This window comes from Alsobacter ponti, from assembly GCF_024294805.1.
Taxonomy (GTDB): Bacteria; Pseudomonadota; Alphaproteobacteria; order Rhizobiales; family Beijerinckiaceae; genus Alsobacter; species Alsobacter ponti.
The window spans coordinates 37,546-62,242 of sequence record NZ_JANCLU010000019.1 but is presented as its reverse complement, the minus strand read 5'-3'; the positions used below and the strand labels follow the sequence as shown (position 1 = coordinate 62,242).

At 68.5% G+C, this 24,697-nt stretch carries 24 protein-coding genes; 12 read left to right on the top strand and 12 right to left on the bottom strand.

All coding sequences use genetic code 11. The features are described 5' to 3' along the window. Nucleotides 1–271 precede the first annotated feature (271 nt). Nucleotides 272–742: a peroxiredoxin gene (locus tag NK718_RS17280; RefSeq protein ID WP_254744810.1), complete on the top strand. Its 471-nt coding sequence runs from the start codon at nt 272–274 to the stop codon at nt 740–742. An 87-nt stretch (nt 743–829) separates the two neighbouring features. Continuing rightward, nucleotides 830–2,107, top strand: a complete 1,278-nt coding sequence (locus tag NK718_RS17275; protein ID WP_254744808.1) for a M23 family metallopeptidase — start codon at nt 830–832, stop codon at nt 2,105–2,107. Between the two features lie 2 nt (nt 2,108–2,109). Here NK718_RS17275 and prfB read toward each other — a convergent pair. Then, nucleotides 2,110–3,238 (bottom strand): peptide chain release factor 2 gene (gene prfB / locus NK718_RS17270; RefSeq protein WP_254744806.1). Its coding sequence is split into 2 segments (ribosomal slippage): nt 2,110–3,168 and nt 3,170–3,238, totalling 1,128 coding nucleotides; the frame shifts between segments, so codons are not numbered across the junction. A gap of 398 nt (nt 3,239–3,636) precedes the next feature. Here prfB and NK718_RS17265 point away from each other — a divergent pair. Beyond that, on the top strand, nt 3,637–4,008 hold the full coding sequence (locus NK718_RS17265; RefSeq protein ID WP_254744804.1) for a winged helix DNA-binding protein: 372 nt from the start codon (nt 3,637–3,639) through the stop codon (nt 4,006–4,008). A 36-nt stretch (nt 4,009–4,044) separates the two neighbouring features. Here NK718_RS17265 and NK718_RS17260 read toward each other — a convergent pair whose 3' ends face one another. Beyond that, nucleotides 4,045–4,653 (bottom strand): helix-turn-helix domain-containing protein, encoded by a 609-nt coding sequence (locus NK718_RS17260; protein ID WP_254744802.1) that lies wholly within the window; start codon nt 4,651–4,653, stop codon nt 4,045–4,047. A 329-nt stretch (nt 4,654–4,982) separates the two neighbouring features. Further along, nucleotides 4,983–5,228: a hypothetical protein gene (locus NK718_RS17255; RefSeq protein WP_254744800.1), complete on the bottom strand. Its 246-nt coding sequence runs from the start codon at nt 5,226–5,228 to the stop codon at nt 4,983–4,985. 314 nt (nt 5,229–5,542) lie between these two features. Between NK718_RS17255 and NK718_RS17250 the strand changes: the two genes are divergently transcribed. The 4 genes from NK718_RS17250 (at nt 5,543) to NK718_RS17235 (ending at nt 9,793) form a co-directional block, all read left to right on the top strand. Further along, the gene (locus NK718_RS17250; protein WP_254744798.1) at nt 5,543–5,713 is read left to right on the top strand and encodes a hypothetical protein; all 171 of its coding nucleotides are present in this window, start codon (nt 5,543–5,545) and stop codon (nt 5,711–5,713) included. Between the two features lie 155 nt (nt 5,714–5,868). Continuing rightward, entirely contained in the window at nt 5,869–6,717 is an 849-nt protein-coding gene (locus tag NK718_RS17245; protein ID WP_254744796.1) for a pirin family protein, read from the top strand. Nucleotides 6,718–6,809: 92 nt separating this feature from the next. Beyond that, a complete protein-coding gene (locus NK718_RS17240) occupies nt 6,810–7,862 on the top strand; it encodes an ABC transporter transmembrane domain-containing protein (protein ID WP_254744794.1) in 1,053 nt (350 codons plus the stop codon). Between the two features lie 59 nt (nt 7,863–7,921). Then, nucleotides 7,922–9,793: an ABC-F family ATP-binding cassette domain-containing protein gene (locus NK718_RS17235; protein ID WP_254744792.1), complete on the top strand. Its 1,872-nt coding sequence runs from the start codon at nt 7,922–7,924 to the stop codon at nt 9,791–9,793. A 10-nt stretch (nt 9,794–9,803) separates the two neighbouring features. Here the strand turns inward: NK718_RS17235 and NK718_RS17230 are convergent, their stop codons facing one another. The 4 genes from NK718_RS17230 to NK718_RS17215 form a co-directional block, all read right to left on the bottom strand. Next, a complete protein-coding gene (locus NK718_RS17230) occupies nt 9,804–10,190 on the bottom strand; it encodes a hypothetical protein (RefSeq protein WP_254744790.1) in 387 nt (128 codons plus the stop codon). Beyond that, nucleotides 10,190–10,648, bottom strand: coding sequence for a DNA polymerase III subunit chi (locus tag NK718_RS17225; protein ID WP_254744788.1), 459 nt, complete (start codon nt 10,646–10,648; stop codon nt 10,190–10,192). Before NK718_RS17225 ends, NK718_RS17230 begins: the two co-directional genes overlap by 1 nt. 335 nt (nt 10,649–10,983) lie before the next feature. Further along, the gene (locus tag NK718_RS17220; RefSeq protein WP_254744786.1) at nt 10,984–11,403 is read right to left on the bottom strand and encodes a DUF1236 domain-containing protein; all 420 of its coding nucleotides are present in this window, start codon (nt 11,401–11,403) and stop codon (nt 10,984–10,986) included. A gap of 75 nt (nt 11,404–11,478) precedes the next feature. After that, nucleotides 11,479–12,981: a leucyl aminopeptidase gene (locus NK718_RS17215; protein ID WP_254744784.1), complete on the bottom strand. Its 1,503-nt coding sequence runs from the start codon at nt 12,979–12,981 to the stop codon at nt 11,479–11,481. A 211-nt stretch (nt 12,982–13,192) separates the two neighbouring features. Here NK718_RS17215 and lptF point away from each other — a divergent pair, with 211 nt between their 5' ends. The 5 genes from lptF to rsmA all read left to right on the top strand — a co-directional run bounded on the left by lptF (nt 13,193) and on the right by rsmA (nt 19,855). Continuing rightward, nucleotides 13,193–14,332, top strand: coding sequence for an LPS export ABC transporter permease LptF (lptF, locus tag NK718_RS17210; RefSeq protein WP_254744782.1), 1,140 nt, complete (start codon nt 13,193–13,195; stop codon nt 14,330–14,332). A 2-nt stretch (nt 14,333–14,334) separates the two neighbouring features. Then, complete coding sequence (lptG, locus tag NK718_RS17205; RefSeq protein ID WP_254744780.1) at nt 14,335–15,420, top strand: LPS export ABC transporter permease LptG; 1,086 nt, start codon at nt 14,335–14,337, stop codon at nt 15,418–15,420. A gap of 78 nt (nt 15,421–15,498) precedes the next feature. Next, nucleotides 15,499–17,985 carry an LPS-assembly protein LptD gene (locus NK718_RS17200; protein ID WP_254744778.1) on the top strand — a complete coding sequence of 829 codons (2,487 nt, stop codon included), beginning with the start codon at nt 15,499–15,501 and terminating at the stop codon, nt 17,983–17,985. Continuing rightward, nucleotides 17,982–19,004 (top strand): 4-hydroxythreonine-4-phosphate dehydrogenase PdxA, encoded by a 1,023-nt coding sequence (gene pdxA, locus NK718_RS17195; protein WP_254744776.1) that lies wholly within the window; start codon nt 17,982–17,984, stop codon nt 19,002–19,004. Before NK718_RS17200 ends, pdxA begins: the two co-directional genes overlap by 4 nt. Next, a complete protein-coding gene (rsmA, locus tag NK718_RS17190) occupies nt 19,001–19,855 on the top strand; it encodes a 16S rRNA (adenine(1518)-N(6)/adenine(1519)-N(6))-dimethyltransferase RsmA (protein ID WP_254744774.1) in 855 nt (284 codons plus the stop codon). The genes pdxA and rsmA overlap by 4 nt, the downstream gene beginning before the upstream one ends. On the opposite strand, the gene gmk is transcribed toward rsmA, so the two are convergent. From gmk to NK718_RS17165, 5 genes are all read right to left on the bottom strand, one after another. Continuing rightward, entirely contained in the window at nt 19,842–20,492 is a 651-nt protein-coding gene (gene gmk, locus NK718_RS17185; protein WP_254744772.1) for a guanylate kinase, read from the bottom strand. The genes rsmA and gmk overlap by 14 nt on opposite strands. Before the next feature lie 5 nt (nt 20,493–20,497). Next, nucleotides 20,498–21,385, bottom strand: a complete 888-nt coding sequence (locus NK718_RS17180) for a YicC/YloC family endoribonuclease (protein WP_254744770.1) — start codon at nt 21,383–21,385, stop codon at nt 20,498–20,500. A gap of 126 nt (nt 21,386–21,511) precedes the next feature. Next, nucleotides 21,512–22,825: an endolytic transglycosylase MltG gene (gene mltG / locus NK718_RS17175; RefSeq protein WP_254744768.1), complete on the bottom strand. Its 1,314-nt coding sequence runs from the start codon at nt 22,823–22,825 to the stop codon at nt 21,512–21,514. A gap of 137 nt (nt 22,826–22,962) precedes the next feature. Beyond that, nucleotides 22,963–24,222: a beta-ketoacyl-ACP synthase II gene (gene fabF, locus NK718_RS17170; protein WP_254744766.1), complete on the bottom strand. Its 1,260-nt coding sequence runs from the start codon at nt 24,220–24,222 to the stop codon at nt 22,963–22,965. Between the two features lie 37 nt (nt 24,223–24,259). Then, a complete protein-coding gene (locus NK718_RS17165) occupies nt 24,260–24,496 on the bottom strand; it encodes an acyl carrier protein (RefSeq protein WP_254744764.1) in 237 nt (78 codons plus the stop codon). Nucleotides 24,497–24,697 lie beyond the last annotated feature (201 nt).

Here is a 24,697-nt window from a genome sequence, read left to right as displayed (position 1 = left end):
GCCTGGGCCGCCTCGGCTCCCCCGGCCGGCGGCGACGCCGAAGCGGGCCGCCCGCGACGTCGCAGGCGACACAGGCGGGCGGGCGAGGCCGGACCGGAATGAGGATGCTCGTTTTGCAACAGTCCGTGTTCCGCGATCCTGGTTTCAGGGCCGATCCTCCAGCCCCCTCTCGACCGGCGCCGGCCGAACCCCGTACCCTTGCGCGGCCGATCCATGGCCAGGCCGCCTGCGTATCGTAATGGGCATGGCGATTCGACGAAAGGAAGGCAAAATGTCGGAAAAACTCGCGGTTGGCAGCCCCGCACCCCAGTTCACGCTGCCGGCGGACGGAAACGCATCCGTCTCTCTGGCCCAGTATCGAGGGAAGAAACTCGTCCTGTATTTCTACCCCAAGGACGACACCTCGGGCTGCACGCAGGAAGCCATCGAATTCAACCGGCTGCGCGGGGACTTCGCCAAGGCGGGCGCGGACATCCTCGGCATCTCGGCTGACAGCCCGGAGAGCCACGACAAGTTCAAGAGCAAGTACGACTTGGCCTTCCCGCTCGCCTCCGACGAGAAGAAGGAGATGCTCGACGCCTATGGAGTGTGGGTGGAGCGCAGCATGTATGGCCGCAAGTTCATGGGCATCCAGCGCACCACCGTCCTGATCGACGGCCAGGGACGGATCGCGAAGATCTGGCCCAAGGTGAAGGTGCCCGGACACGCCGCCGAGGTGCTGGAAGCGGCGCGCGCGCTCTGAAGCGAGGCGAGGTCGGGAACGCCCGACCTTTGCGATTGCTTAACCTTAACAAGCGCCAAATGCCTCGCATTACGCCGCGAGGCTTCGATGCCGATACCCAGGACTTCTTTTCCCCAGCTGAGCTTGCCCGTCACCATCGTCGTCGAAGGTGGCGGCACGGCGCGCCGCTGGACCGCGCCGGCCGGCTTGTGGGCGCTAGCCGCGGCCCTGGTCGTGGTCGCCGGCCTGTTCGGCGTCTCGACGGTGTCGCGGACCCTCGCCGGAGCGGGGGCCGCGCTCGCCGAGGGTGACGAAGGCCAGCGCCAGCGCGAGCAGATTTCGACTCTCCGCGCCGCTCTCGACGACCTGTCGAGCCGGCGCATCGTCGATCGCGGCCGCTGGGACGCGGCGCTCGACGAGCTGCGGGAACGGCAGATCCGCCTGGAGAACCGCCAGACGCAGCTCTCCGAGCTGCTCGACCCTACGGGAAAGCAGGCCTCCGCCCGCCCCGCCCCGCCCTCGCCGTCCGAGTCCGCCTCCCCGGCGCCGGAGGCGGCGTCATCGTTCCTTCCGCTCGGCGAGCCGATCCCCCTGCCCGCCTGGGGGCGCATCAAGCCGCAGCCGCGCGCGTCGCTCGACGCGCATCCCTCGCGCAGCGACGGGCAGCCTCACGACGGGCAGCGCGATCTGGCGGCGCTCGCCGACGCCGTTTCCAGCCTCGACACGGGCCTCCTGTCGCTGCTGTCGGCCGCGGACCGCCGGGCCCGGGAGCGCGCGCTTCAGCTCGGCGACGCTCTGCGCCCCCTCGGGCTCGATCCGGCGCGCGTGGCCGCGCTCGATCGCGCCCTGCCGATGGGCGGCCCGCTCGTCCCCGTCGCCATCGCGTCGGAAGGCGGGGCGTTCGAGACGGCCCTGGCGCAGGCGCGGCGCGTCAGCGCCGAGGCGGAGGCCTGGCGGCGACGCATCGCCGCCCTGCCGCTGCGCCGTCCGCTGGCGGGCGCGCCGGACTGGACGTCGGGCTTCGGCACGCGCATCGACCCGTTCACCCGGGGCCTGGCGATGCACACCGGCCTCGATCTGCGCGACGACTGGGGCGCGCCGGTTCGCGCCACCGCCCCCGGCCGCGTCACCGCGGCCGAGTGGTCCGGCGCTTACGGCCTGATGGTCGAAGTGGAGCACGCCGGCGGCGTCGCCACGCGCTACGGGCACCTGTCGTCCGCGTCGGTGCGCGTCGGGGACGAGGTGGCCGCCGGCGCGTTGCTCGGGCGCGTCGGGTCGACCGGCCGCTCGACCGGCCCCCATCTGCACTATGAAATCCGGCTCGACGGAGATCCCGTCGATCCGCAGCGCTGGTTGCGCGTCGCCGCGAACCTCAACCCCGACTGAGCTCAGTCGACGTCCTCGACCTCGACCGTGCCGCCATAGACGCGCTGCGCCAGGGCCGCCTCCATGAACGGGTCGACCTCTCCGTCCAGCACGTCATCCGGGCTCGTCGAGGTGACGCCGGTCCGCAGGTCCTTCACCAGCTGGTAGGGCTGGAGGACGTAGGAGCGTATCTGGTGGCCCCAGCCGATATCCGTCTTCGAGGCGTTCTCGGCGTTGGCCTTCTCCTCGCGGATCATCAGCTCGCGCTCGTAGAGCCTCGCGCGCAGCATGTCCCACGCCTTGGCGCGGTTCTTGTGCTGCGAGCGCTCCTGCTGGCAGGCCACGACGATACCGGTTGGGATGTGGGTGATGCGCACCGCCGAGTCGGTGGTGTTGACGTGCTGCCCGCCCGCGCCCGAGGACCGGTAGGTGTCGATGCGGCAGTCGGACTCGTTGACGTCGATCTGGATCCTGTCGTCGATGACCGGATAGACCCACACCGACGCGAAGCTGGTGTGACGCCGCGCGTTGGAGTCGAACGGCGAGATGCGCACCAGACGGTGGACGCCGCTCTCCGTCTTCAGCCAGCCATAGGCGTTGTGGCCCTTGATCTGGAGCGTCGCGCCCTTGATGCCGGCTTCTTCGCCGTCGGCGACGTCCATCACCTCGACCTTGTATTTCCGCTTCTCGGCCCAGCGGACGTACATGCGCATCAGCATGTTGGTCCAGTCCTGGCTCTCGGTGCCGCCGGCCCCGGAATGGACTTCCAGAAACGCGTCGTTGCCGTCGGCTTCGCCGGACAGCAGGGTTTCGACCTGCCTGCGCGCGGCCTCCGTCTGCACGGCGCGGATGCCCGCCTCGCCTTCCGAAATGGCCGTTTCGTCGCCCTCGGCCTCGCCCAGCTCGATCAGCGTGACGGCATCCTCGAGGTCGCCCTCGAGACGCCCGATCGAGGTGAGGCTTTCCTCGAGGTCCGTGCGCTCGCGCATCACCTTCTGCGCGGCGTCGGGATCGTTCCACAAATTCGGGTCTTCGGCGCGGGCGTTCAGCTCCGCGAGACGACGGGTGGCGGTGTCGACGTCAAAGATGCCTCCTCAGCAGTCCCACGGACTGCTTGGCGGCATCGAGAAGCGCTTCGATTTCGGCGCGCATCGCTGGGTTCCGTTGAAAAAAGAAGAACCGGCCCGCGCTTTCGCGCCGCCGGTGGCGGAGAGTTAGTCACGCGCGCCCCTTGTGTAAAGGGCCCGCCCGGCGCGCCCTCGGCGGGACCCGCGGCGGATGTGAGGGGTGCAGGCGTGGGATACACAACTACCGGTTGCATATTCCACGCCGTGCCCAAGTTATAAGTTGGCACGAAACCGCGCTCAAGCAAGACAATTACCGTTCATACGCAATCCCCGCCGAGGAGCGCCGACCTGGAACAACTCTAAACCGGCTGGCGAGGCGTGACTGGGGTCGAGCTGCGAAAAACAATATTGCTTATTATTTCAAATCGGGCATGATGTAGCAGTTTTTCACTGCAATTTTTCCTACAAAGCGATTCTTCACAGATGTCTTCAGAGTCATTCGCCGCCAAATTGGCTCGCCTGCGGGACTGGGAAAACCGCAACCTTCCGACCGCCGGCACGATCCTCGGGTACGACGTGGTCGTGTTCCTCGCCGCGACCATCGATTCGGGTTCCAGGACTCCCGCGCGCAGCCTCTACGAAACGCTTGGATACTCCGAGGCCGCGCTCCGGCTGCATATCCAGCGCCTGCAGCGAAGCGGCTACCTGGTCCGCGCGCGGGACGGCGAGGATGGCCGCAACCAGTCAATCCTGCTCACCGAGAAATTCATCCAGGCCTGGCGCGCCTACGAGGCCGCCTTCGCCGACGTGTTCGGGGGGGCCTCCGCAGTCCGGGAACCGGCGCTCCACGTGTGAGACGCGCGGGAGTGGCCGCGCACGCAGCGCGACCGCTCAGTGGTGCGACAGCGAAATCCCGTCGATGAGGTGGTCAGGCTGAGCCAGAATGGCCAGCCGGGCGGGATCGAATACCTTGATCTCCGCGCCATCGAGCGTCGCCCCGTGCTGCTCGAGCTGGCCGCAGCACCGCGACAGGCTTTCGGGCGTGAGCCCGAGCAGCGAGGCCAGCACCTGCTTCTTGATGGGACGGCGGAACGCCTCGACCTTGCCGGCCTCGATCCACTTCACCAGCACCCAGCTCGCCAGGCGCTCGACGCCGGTTCGCAGCTTATGGTTGTAGAGAGAACGGATCCGCCGCCTTCCCTGCGTCGCCAGCAATCGGGCGATCGCCGCCCCGAACGCGGCGTCCTCGCCGAGCCGCGTCCTGACGGCATTGGCGTTAATGGCGAGCAGGCGGCACTTGGTCAGCGTCACGTAGGACGCGAGCACCGGCTCGCTGGCCACCACGGCGGCGAGCGCGATGGCGTCAGGCGCCGCGATCAGTTCCACGGTCGAGGTGCGCCCGACCGCGCGGGCGTACATCTGCACGTCGCCCTCGAGCAGGAACTGCAGCGTTTCGGGATGTTGCCCCTGCTCCTCGATCACCACTCCCGAAGGAAGCATCCGTTCGATGGGCGTCGGGCGTATCGCGCTGAGCAAGTCGTGGTCAAAGCCAGGAAGCAAAGACGCATTCGCGCTGTCTAAGATCGGCAATTTCATGATGTCGCAGAATGTCCGTCGCCGGCCAGAATGCCCCGCGGGGAACGATGTCGTACAATTCAAGAGTTTATGTCAATGTAGAAACAAGGAGATTTCAGAAAAGACACCTTCCAAGCAATTCAATTCATCTGTCCGGATACCATTGATTAGTTCACGGTTCCAAAATTCGGAACTTTGTACGAAAGCGCGCGGATCGGCCGCCGGAAAGAGCCGGCGGCCAGGCGCGCGGCGCCTCAGGTTCCCACGGAATCGCTGACGCACTTCTTGGTGAAGCTCGTCTTCGCCGCGCCGGAGAGCTTCTTGTCGGCGGCGGCCTTCTCGCAGGAGGCCGTGGCGTCGGTCGTGCATTTCTTCGTGAAGCTGGTCAGCGCCGCGCCGGCCAGCTTCTTGTCCGCCGCCTGGCTCTTGCATGTCGCCTCGGCTGCGAACGCGCTTCCGGAGACGAGGCAGCACACCACCGCGATCACCATCCGTTTCATGACCTACGCTCCTCTCGAGAGATGACAATCATCAACGATAGCCCCGCCTCGATCTGCACGCAAAGCGTGTATTTCCGCGCTGGCTCGCGCCGCTTCCACCCTGCGCCGGACGACGGCTCGGCAGGAATACCGAGGCTCGGCGCGCTGGACCGGACGACCGACCCGGCCCGCCGCCAGCGGCCGGCCAACGTCGCGCCCGCGCGCGGGTTCCCGTTCGACCTGCGGCCGGCGGGCAGGAACAACGTCGCCGCCGAACCGTTCAAACCCCAGTCGATCTTGGAAAACGCTGGGCAGAGGCCCGGGAGTTGTGCCCCATGGACTCCAATTCGCAGGACGTCATGACCCAGTCCGCCGTGTTCGCCACGAAGCTGATGACCGGGTTCACCCTTTTCTCGATGGCGATCACCGCAGGCATGTTCGGGCTCGCGCGGCCGACGCCCGCGCTGCGTCCGGTGCCGGTCCGCAGGCCGGCGCGACGCCGCTGATTGTGATCCGGTCGGCAAACGCGGGCGCGTGGCGAGGGGCCGTCGGGTAGGCTAGACTTCCGGCCGGCCGAGAGGCGGCCGCCGGAGGGCCGCGATGACCCAGTTCAACGATCCGCGGGTGACGCCCCGCCGAACCCAACCCGTCGATCGAGACGGTGATCGTGCCCCGCGCCCGCGACCTCGGCGGGTTTTCCGTTCGGCGCGCCCTCCCCTCCGCCCAGCGCCAGATGATCGGACCCTTCATCTTCTGGGACCAGATGGGGCCGTCCGTGTTCCGCGCCGGCGAGGGGATCGACGTCCGCCCGCATCCCCATATCGGCCTCGCGACGGTGACATACCTGTTCGAGGGCCAGATCCTTCATCGCGACAGCCTGGGCAGCCTGCAGGCCATCGATCCGGGCGAGGTCAACTGGATGACCGCCGGAAAGGGCATCGTGCATTCGGAGCGCACGGCGGCGGAAGCGCGCCGCTCCCCGGCGCCTCTGTTCGGCATCCAGTCCTGGGTCGCGCTGCCGGAGCGGTACGAGGAAACCGATCCCGGATTCGCGCACCACGGCGCGGCCGAGCTGCCGTCGCTGTCGGCGGAAGGCAAGACGGTGCGGCTGATCGCCGGGTCGCTGTACGGCCTGACGTCGCCGACCCGCACCTTCTCCGACATGGTCTATGCTGACGTCACGCTGGAGCCGGGAGCGAAGCTGCCGGTGCCGGCCGAGCACGTCGAGCGCGCCATCTATGTCGCGAGCGGCGCCGTCGAGGTTGGGGGAGACGTGTTCGACGAAGCGCGGCTGCTGATTCTCACGCCCGGCGAGCAGGTGACGGTGACCGGCGTCCGCCCGGCGCGCATCCTGGTGTTCGGCGGCGAGCCGATGGACGGCCCCCGATACGTGTGGTGGAATTTCGTCTCCCGGTCCAAGGATCGCATCGACCAGGCGAAGGCGGACTGGCGGGCGGGTCGGTTCCCGGGCGTGCCGGGCGACGAAGAGTTCATCCCCCTGCCCGACTGAGGCTCGCCGCCCACTCGTATCGTGGCTCAGTTCACGCCGGGCTTGCAGCCTCCCCGCCAGATTGCAAGATGGCGGGGGGACAAGTCTTCGCCATGAACATCGCCGAAATGGTCCAGCACGATCCGAATCTCGCCGCCCCGGCGGCGCGCTCGGCGCCGGTGTTCAGCGGCGCGACGATGCCCAAGACGCTGCTCGGCTTCGTCTGGGAGGTCAGCGCCAGGCACCAGTTCTATCTCTCTTTGCTATCGGTGCTGGTCTTCGTGCTGTCGACAGCGCCGCTCGAAGTGCAGAGGCGCATCGTCAACGACGCGTTCAAGGGCGGGGATTACGTCGCGATCATCTGGCTCGCGCTGATCTATTTGGGCCTCGCTCTCGGCGAGGGGCTGCTGAAGCTCGTGATGAACATCTATCGCGCCTGGGTCGGGGAGGTTTCGGTCCTGAGCCTGCGCATGACCGTGCATCGCCTCATCCATGGCCTGCCGGAGGAGCTATCGAGCGCCGAGGCGCTGGGCGTCGAGACCTCGATGATGCTGTCGGAGTCCGAGCCCATCGGCGGCTTCGTCGGCGTCTACGTGTCCGAGCCGATGATGCAGGGCGGCATCCTGATCAGCGTCTTCTCCTACATGATCTACCTGCAGCCGCTGATGGCGCTGGTCGCGTTCGTGGTGTTCTGCCCGCAGATCGTCTTCGTGCCGCTGATCCAGCGGGCGATCAACCGGCGTGTCGCGCGGCGCATCAAGACGTTGCGCGAGGTGAGCATGTCGATGATCGCCGATCCGGCCGGCGTCGGGGTGCTGGGCCGCGCTCAGGAAGACCGGATCGGGCAGGTCTTCGGCTTCAACATGGGCATCTACAAGCTGAAGTTCTCGATGAACTTCTTCATGAACATCCTGCACCACAGCGGCACCGCCTTGGTGCTGGGCATCGGCGGCTGGTTCGTGGTGCGCGGGCAGACCGAGATCGGGACGGTCGTAGCCTTCGTGTCGGGACTCACCAAGATCAACGACCCGTGGGGGGACCTCGTAAACTGGTTCCGCGACCTCACCGTCACCGAGACCAAGTATCGCCTCATCGCCAACGCCATCCAGATGCTCGCGGACGCCAAGCTGGGCGCGGGGCGCGAGCCGGCCGATATCGTGGAATAGAGGGCCGCGGCCGCGCCCCTTGCGCTTGCGCGCGACCGTCGGCTTTGCGACAAGCCCGCATGCTTCACGTCAACGACCTCACCTACCGGCTCGGCGCCCGCACGCTGTTCGACAAGGCGACCGTCGCCATCCCTTCCGGCGCGCGCGTCGGCTTCGTAGGCCGCAACGGCACGGGCAAGACGACGCTGTTTCGCATGATCCGTGGCGAGATTTCGCCGGAGGGAGGCTCCATTGCGGTCGGACGCGGGCTGCGCATCGGCTCCGTCGCGCAGGAGGCGCCCGGGGGGCCCGAGACGCTGACGCAAGTCGTGCTTGCCGCGGATGTCGAGCGCGAAAGCCTTTTGGCGGAAGCGGAAACGGCGACTGACCCGCACCGGATCGCGGAGATCCAGACGCGCCTCGTCGACATCGGCGCCCACGCCGCGCCCGCCAAGGCGGCCGCCATCCTCTATGGACTGGGCTTCGACGCGGAGGCGCAGGCCCGGCCGTGTTCCTCGTTCTCCGGCGGCTGGCGCATGCGCGTGGCCCTGGCCGCCGTGCTGTTCGCCGAGCCGGACATCCTGCTCCTGGACGAACCGACCAACTATCTCGACCTCGAAGGCACGCTCTGGCTGATGGACTACCTGGCGCGGTATCCGCACACCGTGCTCGTCATCAGCCACGACCGCGACCTCCTCAACCAGGCCGTCGATCAGATCCTGCACCTCGACCAGGCCAAGCTGACGCTCTATCGCGGCGGCTACGACCAGTTCGAGCGCCAGCGGACGGAGCAGCAGGCGCTGCAGGCGAAGCTCCGCAAGAAGCAGGACGACGAGCGCAAGCACCTGCAGGCGTTCGTGGACCGCTTCAAGGCCAAGGCGTCGAAGGCCAAGCAGGCCCAGTCGCGCGTCAAGCGGCTGGAGAAAATGCAGACCATCGCGCCAATCCTGGACGCCGAGGTGCTGCCCTTCCACTTCCCCTCGCCCGAACGACCGCTGTCACCGCCGATCGTCGCGATGGAGGGGGCCAGCGTCGGCTACGCGGACAAGCCCGTGCTCTCGCGCCTGTCGCTCGTCATCGCCGACGACGACCGCATCGGCCTGCTCGGATCCAACGGAAACGGCAAGTCCACCTTCGCCAAGCTCGTCGCCGGCAAGCTGGAGGCGATGGCGGGAACGGTGCGGCGCTCGACCAAGCTGAAGGTTGGCTATTTCGCCCAGCACCAGCTCGACGAGCTGCGCCTGAACGCCACGCCGTATCAGCATGTGGCCGAGCTGATGCCGGACAGCCCCGAGGCACGCGTTCGGGCGCGCTGCGCGCAGATGGGTTTTCCCGGCGCCAAGGCGGATACGCCCGTCGCCAACATCTCGGGCGGCGAGAAGGCCCGGCTGCTGATGGGGCTCGCCACCTTCGCCGGGCCGCATCTGCTGATCCTCGACGAGCCGACCAACCACCTCGACATCGACTCGCGCATCGCGCTGATGGAAGCGATCAACGATTTCAAGGGCGCGGTCATCCTCATCTCGCACGACCGCTTTCTTCTGGAGGCCTGCGCCGACCGGCTCTGGCTCGTCGGCAACGGCACGGTCAAGCCCTTCGACGACGACCTCGACGCCTATCGTCGACTGGTGCTCGAAGGCCCGGACGCGGGCGCGAAGCGCAAGGCCGAGACCGAGCGCGCGGCGGGCGACCAGCGCCGGGACAATGCCGGGAAACGGCTGGCGAACGCGCCTCTAAAACGTCGCATCGAGGCAATCGAGGCGAGAATGGCGAAGTTCGCGGAGCTGATCGCGCGCGTCGACGCGGTGCTGGCCGAGCCCGACATCTTCCAGCGCGAGCCTGCCAAGGCCGCCCAGTTCGCGGCCCAGCGAGCCGAGCTGGAGCGCAACCTGACGGCCGCCGAGGAGGAATGGCTGGCCCTGTCCGCGGATTACGACGCGGCCACGGCCTGATCCCGCTCGGTCAGCGGACCACCCGCACGAGGCGGTTGTTGGCGAACAGGTAGATCGCTTTCCCGGTCGGCTCCATGTAGAGCATCGTGGTCTCGCGCTTGGCGCTGGAGCTCGCGCCCGTCTGCACGCTCAACGGCTCGCCCTTGAGCGCCACCAATTCGCATTCGGTCAGGCCGATCAGCCCGTCCCCGTCCCGCCCCCGGAATAGGGCGGGGTCGATGCTCAGGTCCGCCGTGCAGCGGCCGTCCTCGCCGACGACCGCTTCCGTGGTCGCCGCGCGCGCCGTGACGGACTTGTCGTTCACGAAGCCCGAGACCTCCGCCGCGCAGCCGCCAAGCCCGAGCGCGAGCGCCGCGACGACGAGCCCCTTCCGCACGCGGTGTTCTCCAACCGCCATCACGCCTTCTTCTCCCAACGTCCCGCCTCGCTCTGCTGCCAATAGGTCGCCGCGTAGCCCGCCTCCCGCACCGACCGCCAGGTCCGCCGCGCGCCGGCGACCGCCTCGTCGTCGGTGCCGTCGAAGAGGAGCACGATCCGCGCATAGCCCCGCGCGTCGGTGGGCAGGGGCGCGCCCTCGACGAGGAAGCGGATCTGCGCCTCGTTCGGATTGCGGTCGGTCAGGGTCAGGACCACCGGCTCGCGGTCGGCCTCCGGCTCCCGATCCGGCGCATGGGGGATGAAGCTGTCGTCCGACCAGGTCCAGAGGAGGTCGTCGAGCGCGCCGAGCCGCTCCTGCGTGGAGGCCTGCACGACGACGCGCCAGCCGCGCTCCAGGCTCTTCTCGACGAGCTGGGGCAAGACCGCCTCCAGGGGGCGTCTCTCCAGGTGGTAGAAGAGCACTTCGACGTCGGCCAACCTCGTCCCCCTGCCGCAATCCCGCCGGCCTGTGCCTTTTCGCACCTCGAACGCGCCGCGTCGACCCCGCGCCACGGGCCCGCGTGACGAAGCGCACCTCGGACCGGTGAACGAAGCGTTAGCGTCCTGATCGAGATTGATGGGGAGACGACCGATGCCCGCCGCGTTTTACCGCCTTGCCGCGATCTGCTGCGTGATCCTGGCAGGGTCCGCCGTCGCCTACGCCGACAGGATCGTCGGCTCCTTCTGAGAACTCCTGAGACTCGCGCCGACCCCCTTCGCGAGCCGAAGCCTCCCGGTGCGTCCGGGAGGCTCCTTTTTTGCTGGCGCGAACGTCAGTCGATGATCTGCACGATCTTGCGGGAATGCGGGTCCACCAGCACGGCGCGGTCGTTGACCACCGTGTAGCGGTACTCCGTCTTCACGCCGACATCCGCCGGCACCGTATAGAGCTCGACCGAGCTCGGCAGGGCTTCGCCGACGACGACCTTCTCCTTCAGCTTGACCGAAGGCCGGTGTTCGCGGACGACGTACTCCTTCACGCGTCCGGTGTCGGCCGGGGCGAGCGCTCCACCCACGATGGCGCCTGTGACGCCGCCGACGGCCGCGCCCACGGGCCCGCCCACGACAGCGCCGGCCGCCGCGCCGCCGACCGCGCCGGTCGCCGCGCCGCCCGTGCTCTGGGCCATCGCCGGATACGCAAGGACGAGGGACATGGCGGTCGCGGAGACCGCCAGCAGATTTCTGGCTTTCATGGCTTTAACCTCCAATGCGCTTCGAAACGCATCGGAAAGCCGGGTGTTCCCGGCCGCGAGCCCCGGCGCGGCGGATCAGCCTTCGTAGTGGTCCGCCACGAGCCGGTTGAGGAGGCGCACGCCCCAGCCGGAACCCCAGCTCCGGTTGACCTCGCTGGCGGGCGAGCCCATCGCGGTGCCGGCGATGTCGAGATGCGCCCAGGGCGTGTCGTTGACGAAGCGCTTGAGGAACTGCGCGGCGGTGATCGATCCGCCGTGGCGGCCCCCGGAGTTCTTCACGTCGGCGAACTTCGAATCGATGATCTTGTCGTAGGCGGGGGCGAGCGGCATGCGCCACACGCCCTCGCCGGTCGCCTTGCCGGCGGCGAGGAGGCGCTCGGCCAGTTCGTCGTCGTTGGAGAACAGGCCGGCGTTCTCCTGGCCGAGCGCCACGATGATCGCGCCCGTCAGCGTCGCCAGGTCGATCATGAAGGCGGGCTTGAAGCGATCCTGCACGTACCAGAGCACGTCGGCCAGCACGAGCCGGCCCTCGGCGTCGGTGTTGATGATCTCGATCGTCTGGCCCGATAGCGAGGTGACGATGTCTCCCGGCCGCTGCGCCGCGCCGTCGGGCATGTTCTCGACCAGGCCGATCGCGCCGATGACGTTCGCCTTCGCCTTGCGCGAGGCCAAAGCGTGCATGAGGCCGACGACGCAGGCCGCGCCGGCCATGTCGCCCTTCATGTCCTCCATGCCGCCCGCCGGCTTGATCGAGATGCCGCCGGTGTCGAAGCACACGCCCTTCCCGACGAACGCCACCGGCTTCGCCTTGGACGAGCGCGCCCCGTTCCAGCGCATGATGACGACCTTGCTTTCGCGCTCGGACCCCTGCCCGACGCCCAGCAGCGCGCGCATGCCGATCTTCTCGAGCTTCCTGGCGTCGAGCACCTCGACCTCGACGCCGAGCTTCTGCAACTGCTCGGCCCGCTTCGCGAATTCGGCCGGATAGAGCACGTTCGGCGGCTCGTTGACGAGGTTGCGCGCCAGCGTGACGCCTTCCGCGACGCCGGCCCGGGTCTTCATCGCCTTGCGCGCGCCGGCGGGATCGGCGCAGCCGATCGTCACCGCCACGGCCCCGGAGGGCGCGTCCTGGTCGGACTTGCGGGTCTTGTACTTGTCGAACTGGTAGGCGCGCAGCGACAGGCCGAGCGCGAATTCGGCCGACGCTTCCGCGCCCGCCGCCCAATCGGTCGGGCCGTCCAGCAGCACGGTCACCGCCTTGCTCGGGCCGACGCGGCCCATCACGGCGCCGCCCAGGGTCACGAAGTTGGTTTCGGCCCGGTCCTTGGCGGTCCCCAGCCCGACGACCACGAGGCGGTCCGCCTGAAGGCCGGCGGGAGCGAGCAGTGTCAGCCCGCTCAGCGCCTTGCCCTTGAAGTTCTCCGCCGCCGCCGCGCGGGCGACAGCGTCCACGGCGGCCGGGCCGAGCAGGTCGCGGGTCGCGACCGGCAGCATGAGATCGTCGCCCACGAAGACCACGACCGCGCCGGAGGCGGGCAACGAAGGCGCGGAAAAGGCGAGCTTGAGACGATCCGACATCAAGAACTCCGGGAAACGGTCAGGAGCCGCCGACGGCGCGGGACGCGCCTCGTGAAGGCCACATTCCAGCTTCTACCGAGCCATTCGCCATCTTTCCAGTCACATGAGCGCTGGCGCCTCCGCCCGGCCCGCATGGTGTCCCCCGAAGCCGCACTTGTCGGCGGCGGCGGGAGCCTTTACGGCTGACCGCGAAGGAGAACGGCGCGCCTCGATGAGCATCCTGGATCGGTACATCTTCCGGACGTCGATGGTCGCCTTCCTCGCGACCCTCCTGACGCTGACGGCGGTCATCTGGACGACGCAGGCCCTGCGCGAATTCGACCTGCTCACAGCCAAGCGCCAGACCATCCTGGTCTTCCTCGCCGTGACCAGCCTGTCCATCCCCGCCCTGATCACGATCATCGCGCCGGTGGCGGTGTTCATCGCCACCCTCTACACGCTCAACAAGCTGAACGGCGACAGCGAGCTCATCGTCATGAGCGCCGCCGGCCTGCCGCCCAAGCGGCTGCTGCGGCCTTTCCTGGCGCTCACCGTGCTCGCCTCCCTGCTCGTCAGCACGATGACCCTTTGGGCCATGCCGGCGAGCTTCCGCGACCTGCGCGACCTGCTGACGCATATCCGTGCGGACTTCCTGACGAAGATCGTCAAGGAAGGGCAGTTCACCACGCTGGACGCCGGAATCACGTTCCACTACCGCGAAAAATCGGGCGAGGCGCTGCTCGGCATCTTCATGCAGGACCGGCGCGACAAGGACAAGGTGAGCACCTACATCGCCGAGCGCGGCCAGACGACCGAATCCGACGGCGTGCCCTATCTCGTGCTCGAGAAGGGCAGCGTCCAGGCGGACCAGCCGGGAGGCCGCAGCCCGAACATCGTCACGTTCGAGCGCTACGCCATCGACCTCAGCCAGTTCGGTTCGGACGGCGATGTCGTCACCTACAAGCCGCGCGAGCGCAGCACCGGCGAAATCCTCGGGCTCGACATGAACGACCCGTACGTGAAGGCGAATGCCGGCCGGTTCCGCGCGGAGTTGCACGACCGGCTCTCCGCGCCGCTCTATCCGTTCGCGTTCATGGCCCTCGGGCTCGCCGGCCTCGGCGCCGCACGCACGACCCGCCAGGGCCGGGGCATGGCCATCGCCGGCGCGGTGGTCGCCGTCATCGCGCTGCGAATCGCCGGCTTCGCCGCGTCGAGCCTCATCGTCCGCGCGGCGTGGGCGGTCCCGCTGGTCTATCTCATTCCGCTCGCCGGCACGGCGATCGGCCTCGTCGGCCTTCTCAATCCGGGGTTGTTCCAGCGCAAATCGCCGCGCGTTCCGCGGGCGGCCAGGCTGCAGGCCGCGCGGGGCTGACCATGGTGATCGGCAAGACCCTCGGGCTTTATCTCTCGGGCAAGTTCCTGCGGGCCGTCGCCGGCGTGTTCCTGACCGTGTTCGGGCTGATCTACACGCTCGATTTCGTCGAGCTGGTGCGGCGGACGGGCGATGTCGCCGACATTCCGACCGTGCTGCTGGCGCAACTCGCGCTGTTTCGCACGCCGGCCATCGCCGAACAGATCCTGCCGTTCGCGGTGCTGTTCGGGGCCATGGCGGCGCTGCTCAACCTGTCGCGCAAGCTCGAACTCGTGGTCGCCCGCGCCGCCGGCGTGTCGGCCTGGCAGTTCCTGTTCCCGGCCATCGTGGTGGCGACCGTGATCGGCCTGCTTACGGTGACGGTCTACAACCCGCTGGCGCAGACGCTGAAGGACCGGGCGACGCAGATCGAGGCGAAGCGCTTCGGCAAGTCGAAGCCGGCCGCCGACCAGCAATACTGGGTGCGCCAGCGAAGCGTCGACGGGCAGGCGATCGTGCGGGCGGAACGGGCCAGCGCGTCCGGCGAGCAGCTTGGGCAGGTCACGTTCTTCGAGTTCGACAAGGACGGCCGCTTCCAGAGCCGGGTCGAAGCCGATACGGCCGAATTGCGCAGCGGCTTCTGGGAATTGCAGAACGCCCGCCTGTTCACGCCGGAGGAGGAGCCCAGGAGCTTCGCCTCCTACGTCATCGCCACCAATCTGACGCCCGAGCAGGTGCGCCAGTCCTTTTCGGCGGCCCAGGCCGTGCCCGTGTGGGACATGCCGGCCCTGATCGAGCGCACCGAGCGGGCCGGGCTCGACGCGACGCGTTACCGCCTGCAGTACCAGTCCCTGCTCGCCCGCCCTCTCCTCTTTGTGGCGATGGTCTTCGTGGCCGCTTCTGTTTCCTTAAGATTTTTCCGATTTGGTGGTATTGCGCGGATGGTTCTCGGCGGCGTCGCGTGCGGCTTTCTGCTGTACGTCGCAACCCGACTCGTTGAGGATCTCGGCGCGGCAGGAATTCTGTCGACGACGGTCGCGGCGTGGTCTCCGGCCGTCGTTGGGAGTTTGCTCGGAACGCTCGCTCTATTGTATCAAGAGGACGGGTGATGACGGGCCGTGCGTATCTTCGGCCAACGTGGTTCGAGCATGGTTGACAGACGTTACATAACCGCCCTGGCACTCGGCTTGAGCACGCTCGGGGCGACGGCGTCGGTCATCGAGCTCGCCTATGGACAGACCGCGTCCGACATCCTGGCGCGCAAGACCCAGGCTACGGCCAAGAAGGGCGACGACAAGCTCCTCGTGGAGTCGCGCGAGCTCGTCTACGACCGCGACAACGACACCGTCGCCGCGTCGGGCAATGCCCAGCTCTATTACCAGGGCCGCGTGCTGGAGGCCGACAAGGTCACCTACGACCGCAAGGCCAACCGGGTCTATGCAAGCGGCAACGCCAAGCTGACGGAAGCCGACGGCCAGGTGTTCTATGCCGACCGCTTCGAGCTGACCGACGACTTCAAGGACGGGTTCATCGATTCCCTGCGGATCGAAACGACCGACCGCACGCGCTTCGCGGCGCCGCGCGCCGAGCGCACCGCCGGCGAGACGACGGTGTTCGAGAAGGGCACCTACACGGCGTGCGAGCCGTGCAAGGACGATCCCTCCAAGCCGCCGACATGGCAGGTCCGCGCCAAGCGAATCATCCACAAGAACGAAGAGCAGACCGTCTATTACGAGGACGCGACGCTCGAGTTCTGGGGCATGCCCGTCGCGTGGTTCCCGTATTTCTCGGCTCCCGACACGACGGTGAAGCGCAAGTCGGGGTTCCTCGCCCCGCACTACATCGCGTCGACGGCGCTCGGCTACGGGGTGTCGATTCCGTATTTCTGGGCGATCGCGCCCAACTACGACCTGACCATCACGCCGACCTTCCTGACCCGCCAGGGCGTGCTGGGCCAGGCCGAGTGGCGGCATCGCCTCGTCAACGGCAGCTACAACATCCGGGCCGCCGGCATCTTCCAGCAGGACAGGTCGGCGTTCCTGCAGCCTCCGTTCGGCGCGGGCGACAAGACGTTCCGCGGCTCCGTCGACACCGCCGGCAACTTCGTCATCAACGACAAGTGGCAGTGGGGCTGGGATATCCATGCCGCCAGCGACAAGTGGTTCAACCAGAACTACAAGTACAACGTCACCAACATCACCGACTTCAACTGGACGGGCTTCCGCGAAAGCGTCTCGACCATGTTCCTGCGGGGACAGGGCGAACGCAGCTTCTTCGACGCGCGGGGCTACTATTTCCGCGGCCTCTCCTACGCCGACTGGCAGAAGCAGCTGCCGGTCGCCGCGCCCGTTGTCGACTATGATCGCCGCTTCACGGGGCCGGGCGTCCTCGGCGGCGAACTGACGATCGGCGGCAACATCACCACGATCACGCGCGAGCAGACGGCCTACCAGAGCCTTGTGAACGCCGCCGGGCAGCCTGGAAACTATCAGGTCAAGGTCGACGGCAAGGCCACGTACGACACCTGCGCCCCGGGCTTCTACAACCCGACTGACTGTTTCGTGCGCGGCGTCGCCGGCACCTACTCCCGCGGCTCGGTCGACGTCGCCTGGCGCAGGACCTTCATCGATCCGCTCGGGCAGACATGGACCCCGTTCGCCTCGATGCGGGGCGACGTGGCCTTTCCGGCGCTGAGCACGACGGGCCAGTACAACCAGTACCTGCCGCTGTTCATCGACACGAGCGGCGAGGTCATCGGCCGGTTCATGCCCGCCGTGGGCGGCACGTATCGCTACCCGTTCGTGGCCCAGACCGACTTCGGCACGCACATCGTCGAGCCGATCGCGCAGCTCATCGCGCGCCCCAACGAGACCCAGATCGGCCGGATGCCGAACGAGGACGCGCAAAGCCTCGTGTTCGACGACACCACGCTGTTCAGCGTCAACAAGTTCTCCGGCTACGACCGGATCGAAGGCGGCACGCGCGCCAATGTCGGCGCGCAGTACACCTATAACGGCCCCAACGGGGGCTTCGGCAGCTTCCTGTTCGGCCAGTCCTACCAGGTCGCCGGCCTCAATTCCTACGCCAACCCCGACCTCGCGCGGACCGGGCTCGATTCGGGCCTGAGCGACGCGCGCTCCTCCTACGTGTCCCGCATCCAGATGAGCCCCTTCGGGAACATCAACTTCATCGCGCGCGGGCGCTTCTCGCAGGAGGATTTCGCGCTGCAGCGGCTCGAGCTCCAGGCGGTTGGGACCTATGACCGTCTGACCGCGAGCATCCTCTACGCGCGCTACGCTCCGCAGCCCGAGCTCGGCCTCTATACGACGCGGGAAGGCTTCGTCACCCAGGCGAAGCTGGCCGTGACGCCGAACATCTACGTGTCGGGCGGCGTCGCCGTCGACCTCGGCCGCCAGGACGCCGAGAAGTTCTACAATCCCGGCGGCCAGATCTCGAACGCCATCTCGATCAGCGCCGTCACGGTCGGGGCCGGCTACACTGACGATTGCACCACCTTGGGCATCATCTACTCGAATTCGGCGAAGCAAACCTATTCCGAAGGCACGAAGGACCGCGTCCAGACGGTCATGCTCCGGCTGGAACTGCGCACGCTCGGCGCGGCCGGCTATTCGTTCACGCCGTCCATCGGAGCGACGGACGGGGTGAATCAGTGAGCGTCCGCGCCGGCGGTCCGCCGCTGGTCCTGACCCAGGGCGACCCCGCCGGAATCGGTCCCGAGCTGGCGCTGCGCGCATGGGCGGGCCGGGCAGAGTCCGGAGCGCCGAGATTCGCGCTCATCGCCGACCCCGACTTGATGCGGCGGACCGCCCAGCGCCTGGGCCTCGCCATCCGCGTCGTCGAAGTCGCCTCGCCCGACGCCCTCGACCCAGGCGACGACGCACTGCCCGTCATTCCGACCGGCCACTCGGCCGCCGTCGAGCCGGGCCTGCCGGAACCCGCCAGCGCGGCAGGGACGATCGCCTCGATCGACATGGCGGCGCAGTTCGTGCGGGACGGCCGCGCGGCCGCGATGGTCACCAATCCGATCGCCAAGTCGGTCCTCTACGCCGCCGGCTTCACGCATCCCGGCCACACCGAGTATCTCGCGGAACTGGCGAACCGGCTGTGGGGCGTGTCGCCGCTCCCCGTCATGATGCTGTGGTCCGAAACCCTCGCCGTCGTGCCGATCACCATCCACGTGCCGCTGCGGCGCGTGCCGGACCTGCTGACGACCGAGTTGATCGTCGACACCGCCCGGATCGTCGCGCGCGACATGGCGGCGCGGTTCGGGCTGCCCCGGCCCAGGCTGGCGTTCTCGGGGCTCAATCCGCACGCGGGGGAAGGCGGCGCGCTGGGGCTGGAGGACGACGCGGTGATCCGGCCCGCGGTCGAGCAGTTGCGGGCCGAGGGGCTGGACGTGACCGGCCCCCTGCCCGCCGACACGATGTTCCACGCCCGCGCGCGCGCCCGCTACGACGTCGCGCTGTGCATGTACCACGACCAGGCGCTGATCCCGATCAAGGCGCTCGCGTTCGACGACGGCGTCAACGTCACGCTCGGCCTGCCCTTCGTGCGAACGTCGCCCGATCACGGCACGGCGTTCGACATCGCCGGGCGGGGCGTGGCGCGGCCCGACAGCCTGATCGCCGCGCTGCGCCTGGCCGGCCGCCTGAGCGTCGCCGGCACGCCATGAGCGCCATCGACGCCCTGCCGCCGCTGCGCGAGGTGATCCAGGCGCACGGCCTGCAGGCCAAGAAGTCGCTGGGGCAGAACTTCCTGCTGGACCTCAACCTGACGGCGCGCATCGCCCGCGCGTCCGGGCCGCTCGACGGCGTCACGGCGGTCGAGATCGGCCCGGGTCCGGGCGGGCTGACGCGCGCCCTGCTGGCGATGGGCGCGAGGAAAGTGGTCGCGGTGGAGCGCGACGAGCGGTGCCTTCCGGCGCTGGCGGAGATCGCGGGCCATTATCCCGGGCGGCTCGAGGTGATTTCGGGCGACGCGCTGGAGATCGACTGGAGCCGGCTCGGCCTTGAGGGACCGGTGCGCATTGTCGCGAACCTGCCCTACAACATCGCCACCGTGCTGCTGACCGGGTGGATCGAGGCGGAGCCCTGGCCGCCGATCTTCGAGAGCTTCACGCTGATGTTCCAGCGCGAGGTGGCCGAGCGGATCGTCGCGACGCCGGCCCAGCCCAAGGACTACGGGCGGCTGGCCGTGCTGTGCGGCTGGCGCACGAGCGCGCGCATCCTGTTCGACATCTCGCCGGCCGCCTTCACGCCGCCGCCGAAGGTCACGTCGTCCGTCGTGCACCTGACGCCCAGGGCGGATCCGCTGCCCTGCCGCCTCCGCGACCTGACGGAGGTCGCCCAGGCGGCGTTCGGGCAACGGCGCAAGATGCTGAGGCAGAGCCTGAAGCCTCTCGCTTTGGACACGGCCGCCCTGATCGAACGGGCCGGCCTCGATCCCACGGCCCGCGCGGAGACCATCCCCGTCGAGGGCTTCGTCTCCCTCGCGAACGCGATGCGCGACCTCAGAGGTCGTTGAGAAGTCCCTCGACGAAGCTCGTCAGCCCCGTCTGGCGCTCGCGGCGCAGCCGCTCGGCCGACAGGATCGCCCGCAGGCGCGCGAAGGTGCGTTGCAGGTCGTCGTTGACCAGCACGTAGTCGTAGTCGCGCCAGCGGCCGATCTCGCCCTTGGCGGCGGTCAGCCGGCGGGAAATCACCTCGGCGGAATCCTCGGCGCGCCGCTCCAGACGATGGCGCAGTTCCGGGATCGACGGCGGCAGGATGAAGACGCTGACCACGTCGTCCGGCGCCTTCTCGCGCACCTGCATGGCGCCCTGGTAGTCGATGTCGAACAGGATGTCCCGGCCGGCCGCCAGCGAGCGCTCGATCTCGCGCCGGGGCGAGCCGTAGAAATTGCCGTGGACCTCCGCCCATTCCAGCAATTCGCCGCGCTCGCGCAGGTCGAAGAACTCCTCGGGGCTGATGAACCGGTAGTGGATGCCGTCCACCTCGCTGGCCCGGCGCGCGCGGGTGGTGACCGACACCGACAGCGTGAGGCTCGGCTCCTCGTCGCGAAGCAGGCGCGTCAGCGTGGTCTTGCCCGCGCCGGAGGGCGAGGAAAGCACGAACATCAGGCCCCGCCGCCCGATGATGTCGTTTTCGAGATGGGCGGACATGGCGATCACTCGACGTTCTGAACCTGCTCGCGGAACTGCTCGACCTCCGTCTTGAGGTTAAGCCCGATGGCGGTCAATGACACGTCGTTCGCCTTGGCGCAAAGCGTGTTCGCCTCGCGCGAGAATTCCTGCGCCAGAAAGTCCAGCCGGCGGCCGATCGGGCCGCCCTTGGCGAGAAGGTCGCGGGCGGCCGCCACGTGCGCCCCTAGCCGGTCGATCTCCTCGCGCACGTCGGCCTTGGAGGCCAGCAGCACGGCCTCCTGGTAGAGGCGGTTCGGATCGAGGCCGGCCGAGGCGCCGACCAGGGTGGCGATCTGCTCGGCGAGGCGCGCGCGGATCGCTTCCGGCTTGCGGGCCGGGCAGGCGTCGGCCGCCGCCGCCAGGCGGGCGATGGTCTCGATGCGGGTGGTGAGGATGGCGGCGAGCGCGCGCCCCTCCTCCAGCCGCGTGGCGCATAGCGCGGCGAGCGCGATGTCGAGCCCTTCCAGCATCGCCGCCCCTGCGGCGGCCACCGCGCCGGCGTCCTCCGCGCCCTCGACGACCTCGACGACGCCGCGCACCGCGAGCAGGTCGCCGACCGAGGGCGCGCGCAGGCCCATGCGCCCATCGAAGGGCGCCAGCGCCTCCACCAGCGAGGTCAGCAACTCGGTGTTCACGCGGGCCACGGTGGGCGCGGCCTCGCGGGTGGCGTTCAGCGTGGCAAAGCAGGTGCCCCGGCTGATCGCCTTGCCGATGCGCTGTCGGCACTCCTCGGCGATGGACTCGAGCGCCGGCGGAACCCGGACGCGCACGTCCAGACCCTTGGCGTTGACCGTCTTCAGCTCCCACGCCCACGTCCACGGGCCGGACGCGCCGGTCTCCCGCGCGAAGCCGGTCATGCTCGACAGTGCCATCCACCTACTCCGGTGCGGAACGGACCGGCGCGAGACGCGCCGAAAACGGGCGAAGCCGCGCCGCTCGCTCGGCGACGCGGCGGCACCATAAGGCCCGCCTCGCCCCGTCTCAAGCCCGCCGGAGCGTCAGGGCTTGAGCTGAGGCACCGTCTTCGGGGAATTCAGGTCGAAGCTCTTGTTGAGCAGCGGATCCTTCGGCGTCCCCGCCACGGCGTCCAGGTTGCCGCGCGGGCCGAGCGGCGTCGTCCGGCCGTTGGCAGGGCCGCCAGCGTCGGTCTTCTTGCCGTTCGCGGCGGGGTCGTCCGCCGCCGTCGGCGTGACGTCCTTCTTCTCGCCCTCGATCTGACGCCAGCGCACGACGTTCTTGGAGTGCTGGTCGAGAGTCTCGGCAAAGACGTGGCCGCCGGTGCCATCCGCCACGAAGTAGAGTTCGCGCGTCCGCGACGGGTTGGCGACCGCTTCGAGCGCGGCGCGGCCGGGATTGGCGATCGGGCCGGGCGGAAGGCCGGGGATCACGTAGGTGTTGTAGGGCGTGGCCTGGTCGATCTCGCTCTTGAGAAGACCGCGCCCGAGCGTGCCCTTGCCCCCCACGAGCCCGTAGACGATGGTCGGGTCGGACTGGAGCTTCATGTTCTTCACGAGCCGGTTGACGAAAACGCCCGCGACCCGCGGCCGCTCGTCGGCGCGCCCGGTTTCCTTCTCGACGATCGAGGCCAGCACCACCAGTTCCTGCGGGCTGCGGATGGGCAGGTCCGCCGACTTCTTGGCCCAGACCTCGCGCAGAACCTTCGCCTGCTCCTGTTGCATGCGCTCGACGAGCTGGGCGCGCGTCATGCCGCGCGAGAACTTGTAGGTCTCGGGCAGCAGCGCGCCTTCGCGCGGAATGTCGAGGATGTCGCCCACCAGCACGTCGTTCTCGCGCAGCCGCTCGACGATCTGCAGGCTGGTCAGGCCTTCGGGGATAGTGAGGGTGTGCAGGATCGCCTTGCCCTCGACCAGAGTGTCGGCCACGTCGTTGAGGCTGGCGTGCTCCTTGAAGAGGTACTCGCCCGCCTTGATCTGCGACGATTTGCCCAGGACCTGCAGGCCGGTGATGAAGAGCATGGGGTGCTCGATCACCCCTTCCCGCTGCAACTGGTCGGCGACGTCGGCGACGCCGCCCTTCACCATCACGACCTTCTCCGCCTGGAGCGGCCCCGGAGCGTGGAACTGCACCTTGCCGACGAACAGCGCGGCGCCGAGCGCCAGGGCCAGCACCATGACCAGCGTCAGCGCGCCGCTGAAGAAGTTCACGATGGGGCGGCGCGGGCGCTCGCGTCGAAGGTCGGGAGCGGGTTCGGACGGCGGCGTGGGCGGGGCGCTCTTCGTGCGGCCGAACAGGCCGCGCGCGGGCTTCGTCGGCGTCTCGTCCGGGGGAGTCGGCTCGTTCTGTTCGACCATAGATCCTGCTTGCTTCCGGGCGGGCGTGCGGAATCGGCGGCCGCTCGCGCGCACGGCAGCACCCTAACCCGAAATATGGCGAAAGGGCGAACCGTTTCCGGTCCGCCGAACACCGTGTCGGCGGCCGGATCGGCTCGTCAGACCCGGCGGAACACCAGCGAGGCGTTCGTCCCGCCGAAGCCGAAGGAGTTCGACAGGGCCACGTCGATTTGACGCCGGCGCGGCGTCAGCGGCACGAGGTCGACCGGCGTCTCCACCGACGGATTCTCGAGGTTCAACGTCGCGGGAGCGACGCCGTCACGGATCGCCAGCAGGGAGAAAATCGCCTCGATGGCGCCGGCGGCCCCGAGAAGATGCCCGGTGGACGACTTCGTCGAAGACATCACGAGGTCGCCGGCCGCGTTGCCGACGAGGCGTTCGACCGCCTTCAACTCGATCTCGTCGCCCAGCGGCGTCGAGGTGCCGTGCGCGTTGATGTAGTCGACGTCGGACGGCGCGATGCCGGCGCGCTTGAGTGCGGCGGTCATGCAGCGATACGCGCCGTCGCCATCCTCGCTGGGCGAGGTGATGTGATAGGCGTCGCCCGACAGGCCGTAGCCGATCACCTCGGCGTAGATCCTGGCCCCGCGCGCCTTGGCGTGCTCCAGCTCCTCGAGCACCACGACGCCCGCGCCCTCGCCCATCACGAAGCCGTCGCGGTCCTTGTCGTAGGGGCGGGATGCCCGGGTGGGCTCGTCGTTGAAGCCGGTCGACAGCGCCCGGCAGGCGGCGAAGCCGGCCAGCGACAGCCGGTTGATCGGCGACTCGGCGCCGCCGGCCACCATCACGTCCGCATCGCCCAGGGCGACCAGCCGCGCGGCGTCGCCGATGGCGTGCGCGCCCGTCGAGCAGGCCGTCACGACGGCGTGGTTGGGGCCCTTGAGTCCGTGCTGGATCGAGACGTAGCCCGACACCAGGTTGATAAGGCGGCCGGGAATGAAGAAGGGGGATATGCGACGCGGGCCTTTCTCGGCCAGCGTGATCGAGGCGTCGTAGATGCCGCCGATGCCGCCGATGCCCGATCCGATCAGCACACCGGTCGAGATCTGGTCTTCGTAGGATTCGGGTTTCCACCCGGCGTCCTGGAGGGCCTGGGTCGCGGCGGCGATGCCGTAGACGATGAACTCGTCGACCTTGCGCTGCTCCTTCGGCTCCATCCACTGGTCGGGATTGAAGGTGCCGTCGGAGCCGTCGCCGCGCGGGATCTGGCACGCGACGCGGGCCGGCAGATCGCTGACGTCGAAGTTCTGGATCCGGACCGCGCCACTGCGGCCCTCGATCAGCCGCTTCCAGGAGACGTCGACGCCGCATCCCAGCGGCGTCACCATCCCGAGACCCGTGACGACAACACGCCGCATGGTGCCCATATCCCTGCCGGAGACGACGGAAGGCGGCTCAGGCCGCCTTCTTCTCCAGGAAGCTCACCGCATCGCCGACCGTGCGGATCGTCTCCGCCGCGTCGTCCGGGATCTCGACCGAGAACTCTTCCTCGAAAGCCATCACCAGCTCGACGGTGTCGAGGCTGTCCGCACCGAGGTCGTCGATGAAGTTGGCGCTGTCGATCACCTTCTCGGGCTCGACGCCGAGATGCTCGACAACGATCTTCTTCACGCGGGCGGCGATGTCGCTCATGTTTGAACCTCATTCACAGCGGCCGGGCGCACGGCGCCTCAGCCAGGAAAGGATACCGGCCCCCTCGGGTCGGTCGGTTGGGGGTCTTGCAGACCGACTGGTGCTCAGCCCGGCTACAGCACGACCTGAAAACGCCGCAGCGGAAGTGCCGTCAAGCCCCCATTGGACGTCGGCGGTAGATAACACGCTTTATTTCAGAAG

Excerpts from the sequence above, each read along its gene's own strand:
- NK718_RS17280 (WP_254744810.1), top strand. The coding sequence starts at position 272 with ATGTCGGAAAAACTCGCGGTTGGCAGCCCCGCACCCCAGTTCACGCTG.
- NK718_RS17275 (WP_254744808.1), top strand. The coding sequence starts at position 830 with ATGCCGATACCCAGGACTTCTTTTCCCCAGCTGAGCTTGCCCGTCACC.
- NK718_RS17265 (WP_254744804.1), top strand. The coding sequence starts at position 3,637 with ATGTCTTCAGAGTCATTCGCCGCCAAATTGGCTCGCCTGCGGGACTGG.
- NK718_RS17260 (WP_254744802.1), bottom strand. The coding sequence starts at position 4,653 with ATGCTTCCTTCGGGAGTGGTGATCGAGGAGCAGGGGCAACATCCCGAA.
- NK718_RS17255 (WP_254744800.1), bottom strand. The coding sequence starts at position 5,228 with ATGAAACGGATGGTGATCGCGGTGGTGTGCTGCCTCGTCTCCGGAAGC.
- NK718_RS17250 (WP_254744798.1), top strand. The coding sequence starts at position 5,543 with ATGGACTCCAATTCGCAGGACGTCATGACCCAGTCCGCCGTGTTCGCC.
- NK718_RS17240 (WP_254744794.1), top strand. The coding sequence starts at position 6,810 with ATGAACATCGCCGAAATGGTCCAGCACGATCCGAATCTCGCCGCCCCG.
- NK718_RS17235 (WP_254744792.1), top strand. The coding sequence starts at position 7,922 with ATGCTTCACGTCAACGACCTCACCTACCGGCTCGGCGCCCGCACGCTG.
- NK718_RS17230 (WP_254744790.1), bottom strand. The coding sequence starts at position 10,190 with ATGGCGGTTGGAGAACACCGCGTGCGGAAGGGGCTCGTCGTCGCGGCG.
- NK718_RS17220 (WP_254744786.1), bottom strand. The coding sequence starts at position 11,403 with ATGAAAGCCAGAAATCTGCTGGCGGTCTCCGCGACCGCCATGTCCCTC.
- NK718_RS17215 (WP_254744784.1), bottom strand. The coding sequence starts at position 12,981 with ATGTCGGATCGTCTCAAGCTCGCCTTTTCCGCGCCTTCGTTGCCCGCC.
- lptF (WP_254744782.1), top strand. The coding sequence starts at position 13,193 with ATGAGCATCCTGGATCGGTACATCTTCCGGACGTCGATGGTCGCCTTC.
- lptG (WP_254744780.1), top strand. The coding sequence starts at position 14,335 with ATGGTGATCGGCAAGACCCTCGGGCTTTATCTCTCGGGCAAGTTCCTG.
- rsmA (WP_254744774.1), top strand. The coding sequence starts at position 19,001 with ATGAGCGCCATCGACGCCCTGCCGCCGCTGCGCGAGGTGATCCAGGCG.
- gmk (WP_254744772.1), bottom strand. The coding sequence starts at position 20,492 with ATGTCCGCCCATCTCGAAAACGACATCATCGGGCGGCGGGGCCTGATG.
- NK718_RS17180 (WP_254744770.1), bottom strand. The coding sequence starts at position 21,385 with ATGGCACTGTCGAGCATGACCGGCTTCGCGCGGGAGACCGGCGCGTCC.
- mltG (WP_254744768.1), bottom strand. The coding sequence starts at position 22,825 with ATGGTCGAACAGAACGAGCCGACTCCCCCGGACGAGACGCCGACGAAG.
- fabF (WP_254744766.1), bottom strand. The coding sequence starts at position 24,222 with ATGCGGCGTGTTGTCGTCACGGGTCTCGGGATGGTGACGCCGCTGGGA.
- NK718_RS17165 (WP_254744764.1), bottom strand. The coding sequence starts at position 24,496 with ATGAGCGACATCGCCGCCCGCGTGAAGAAGATCGTTGTCGAGCATCTC.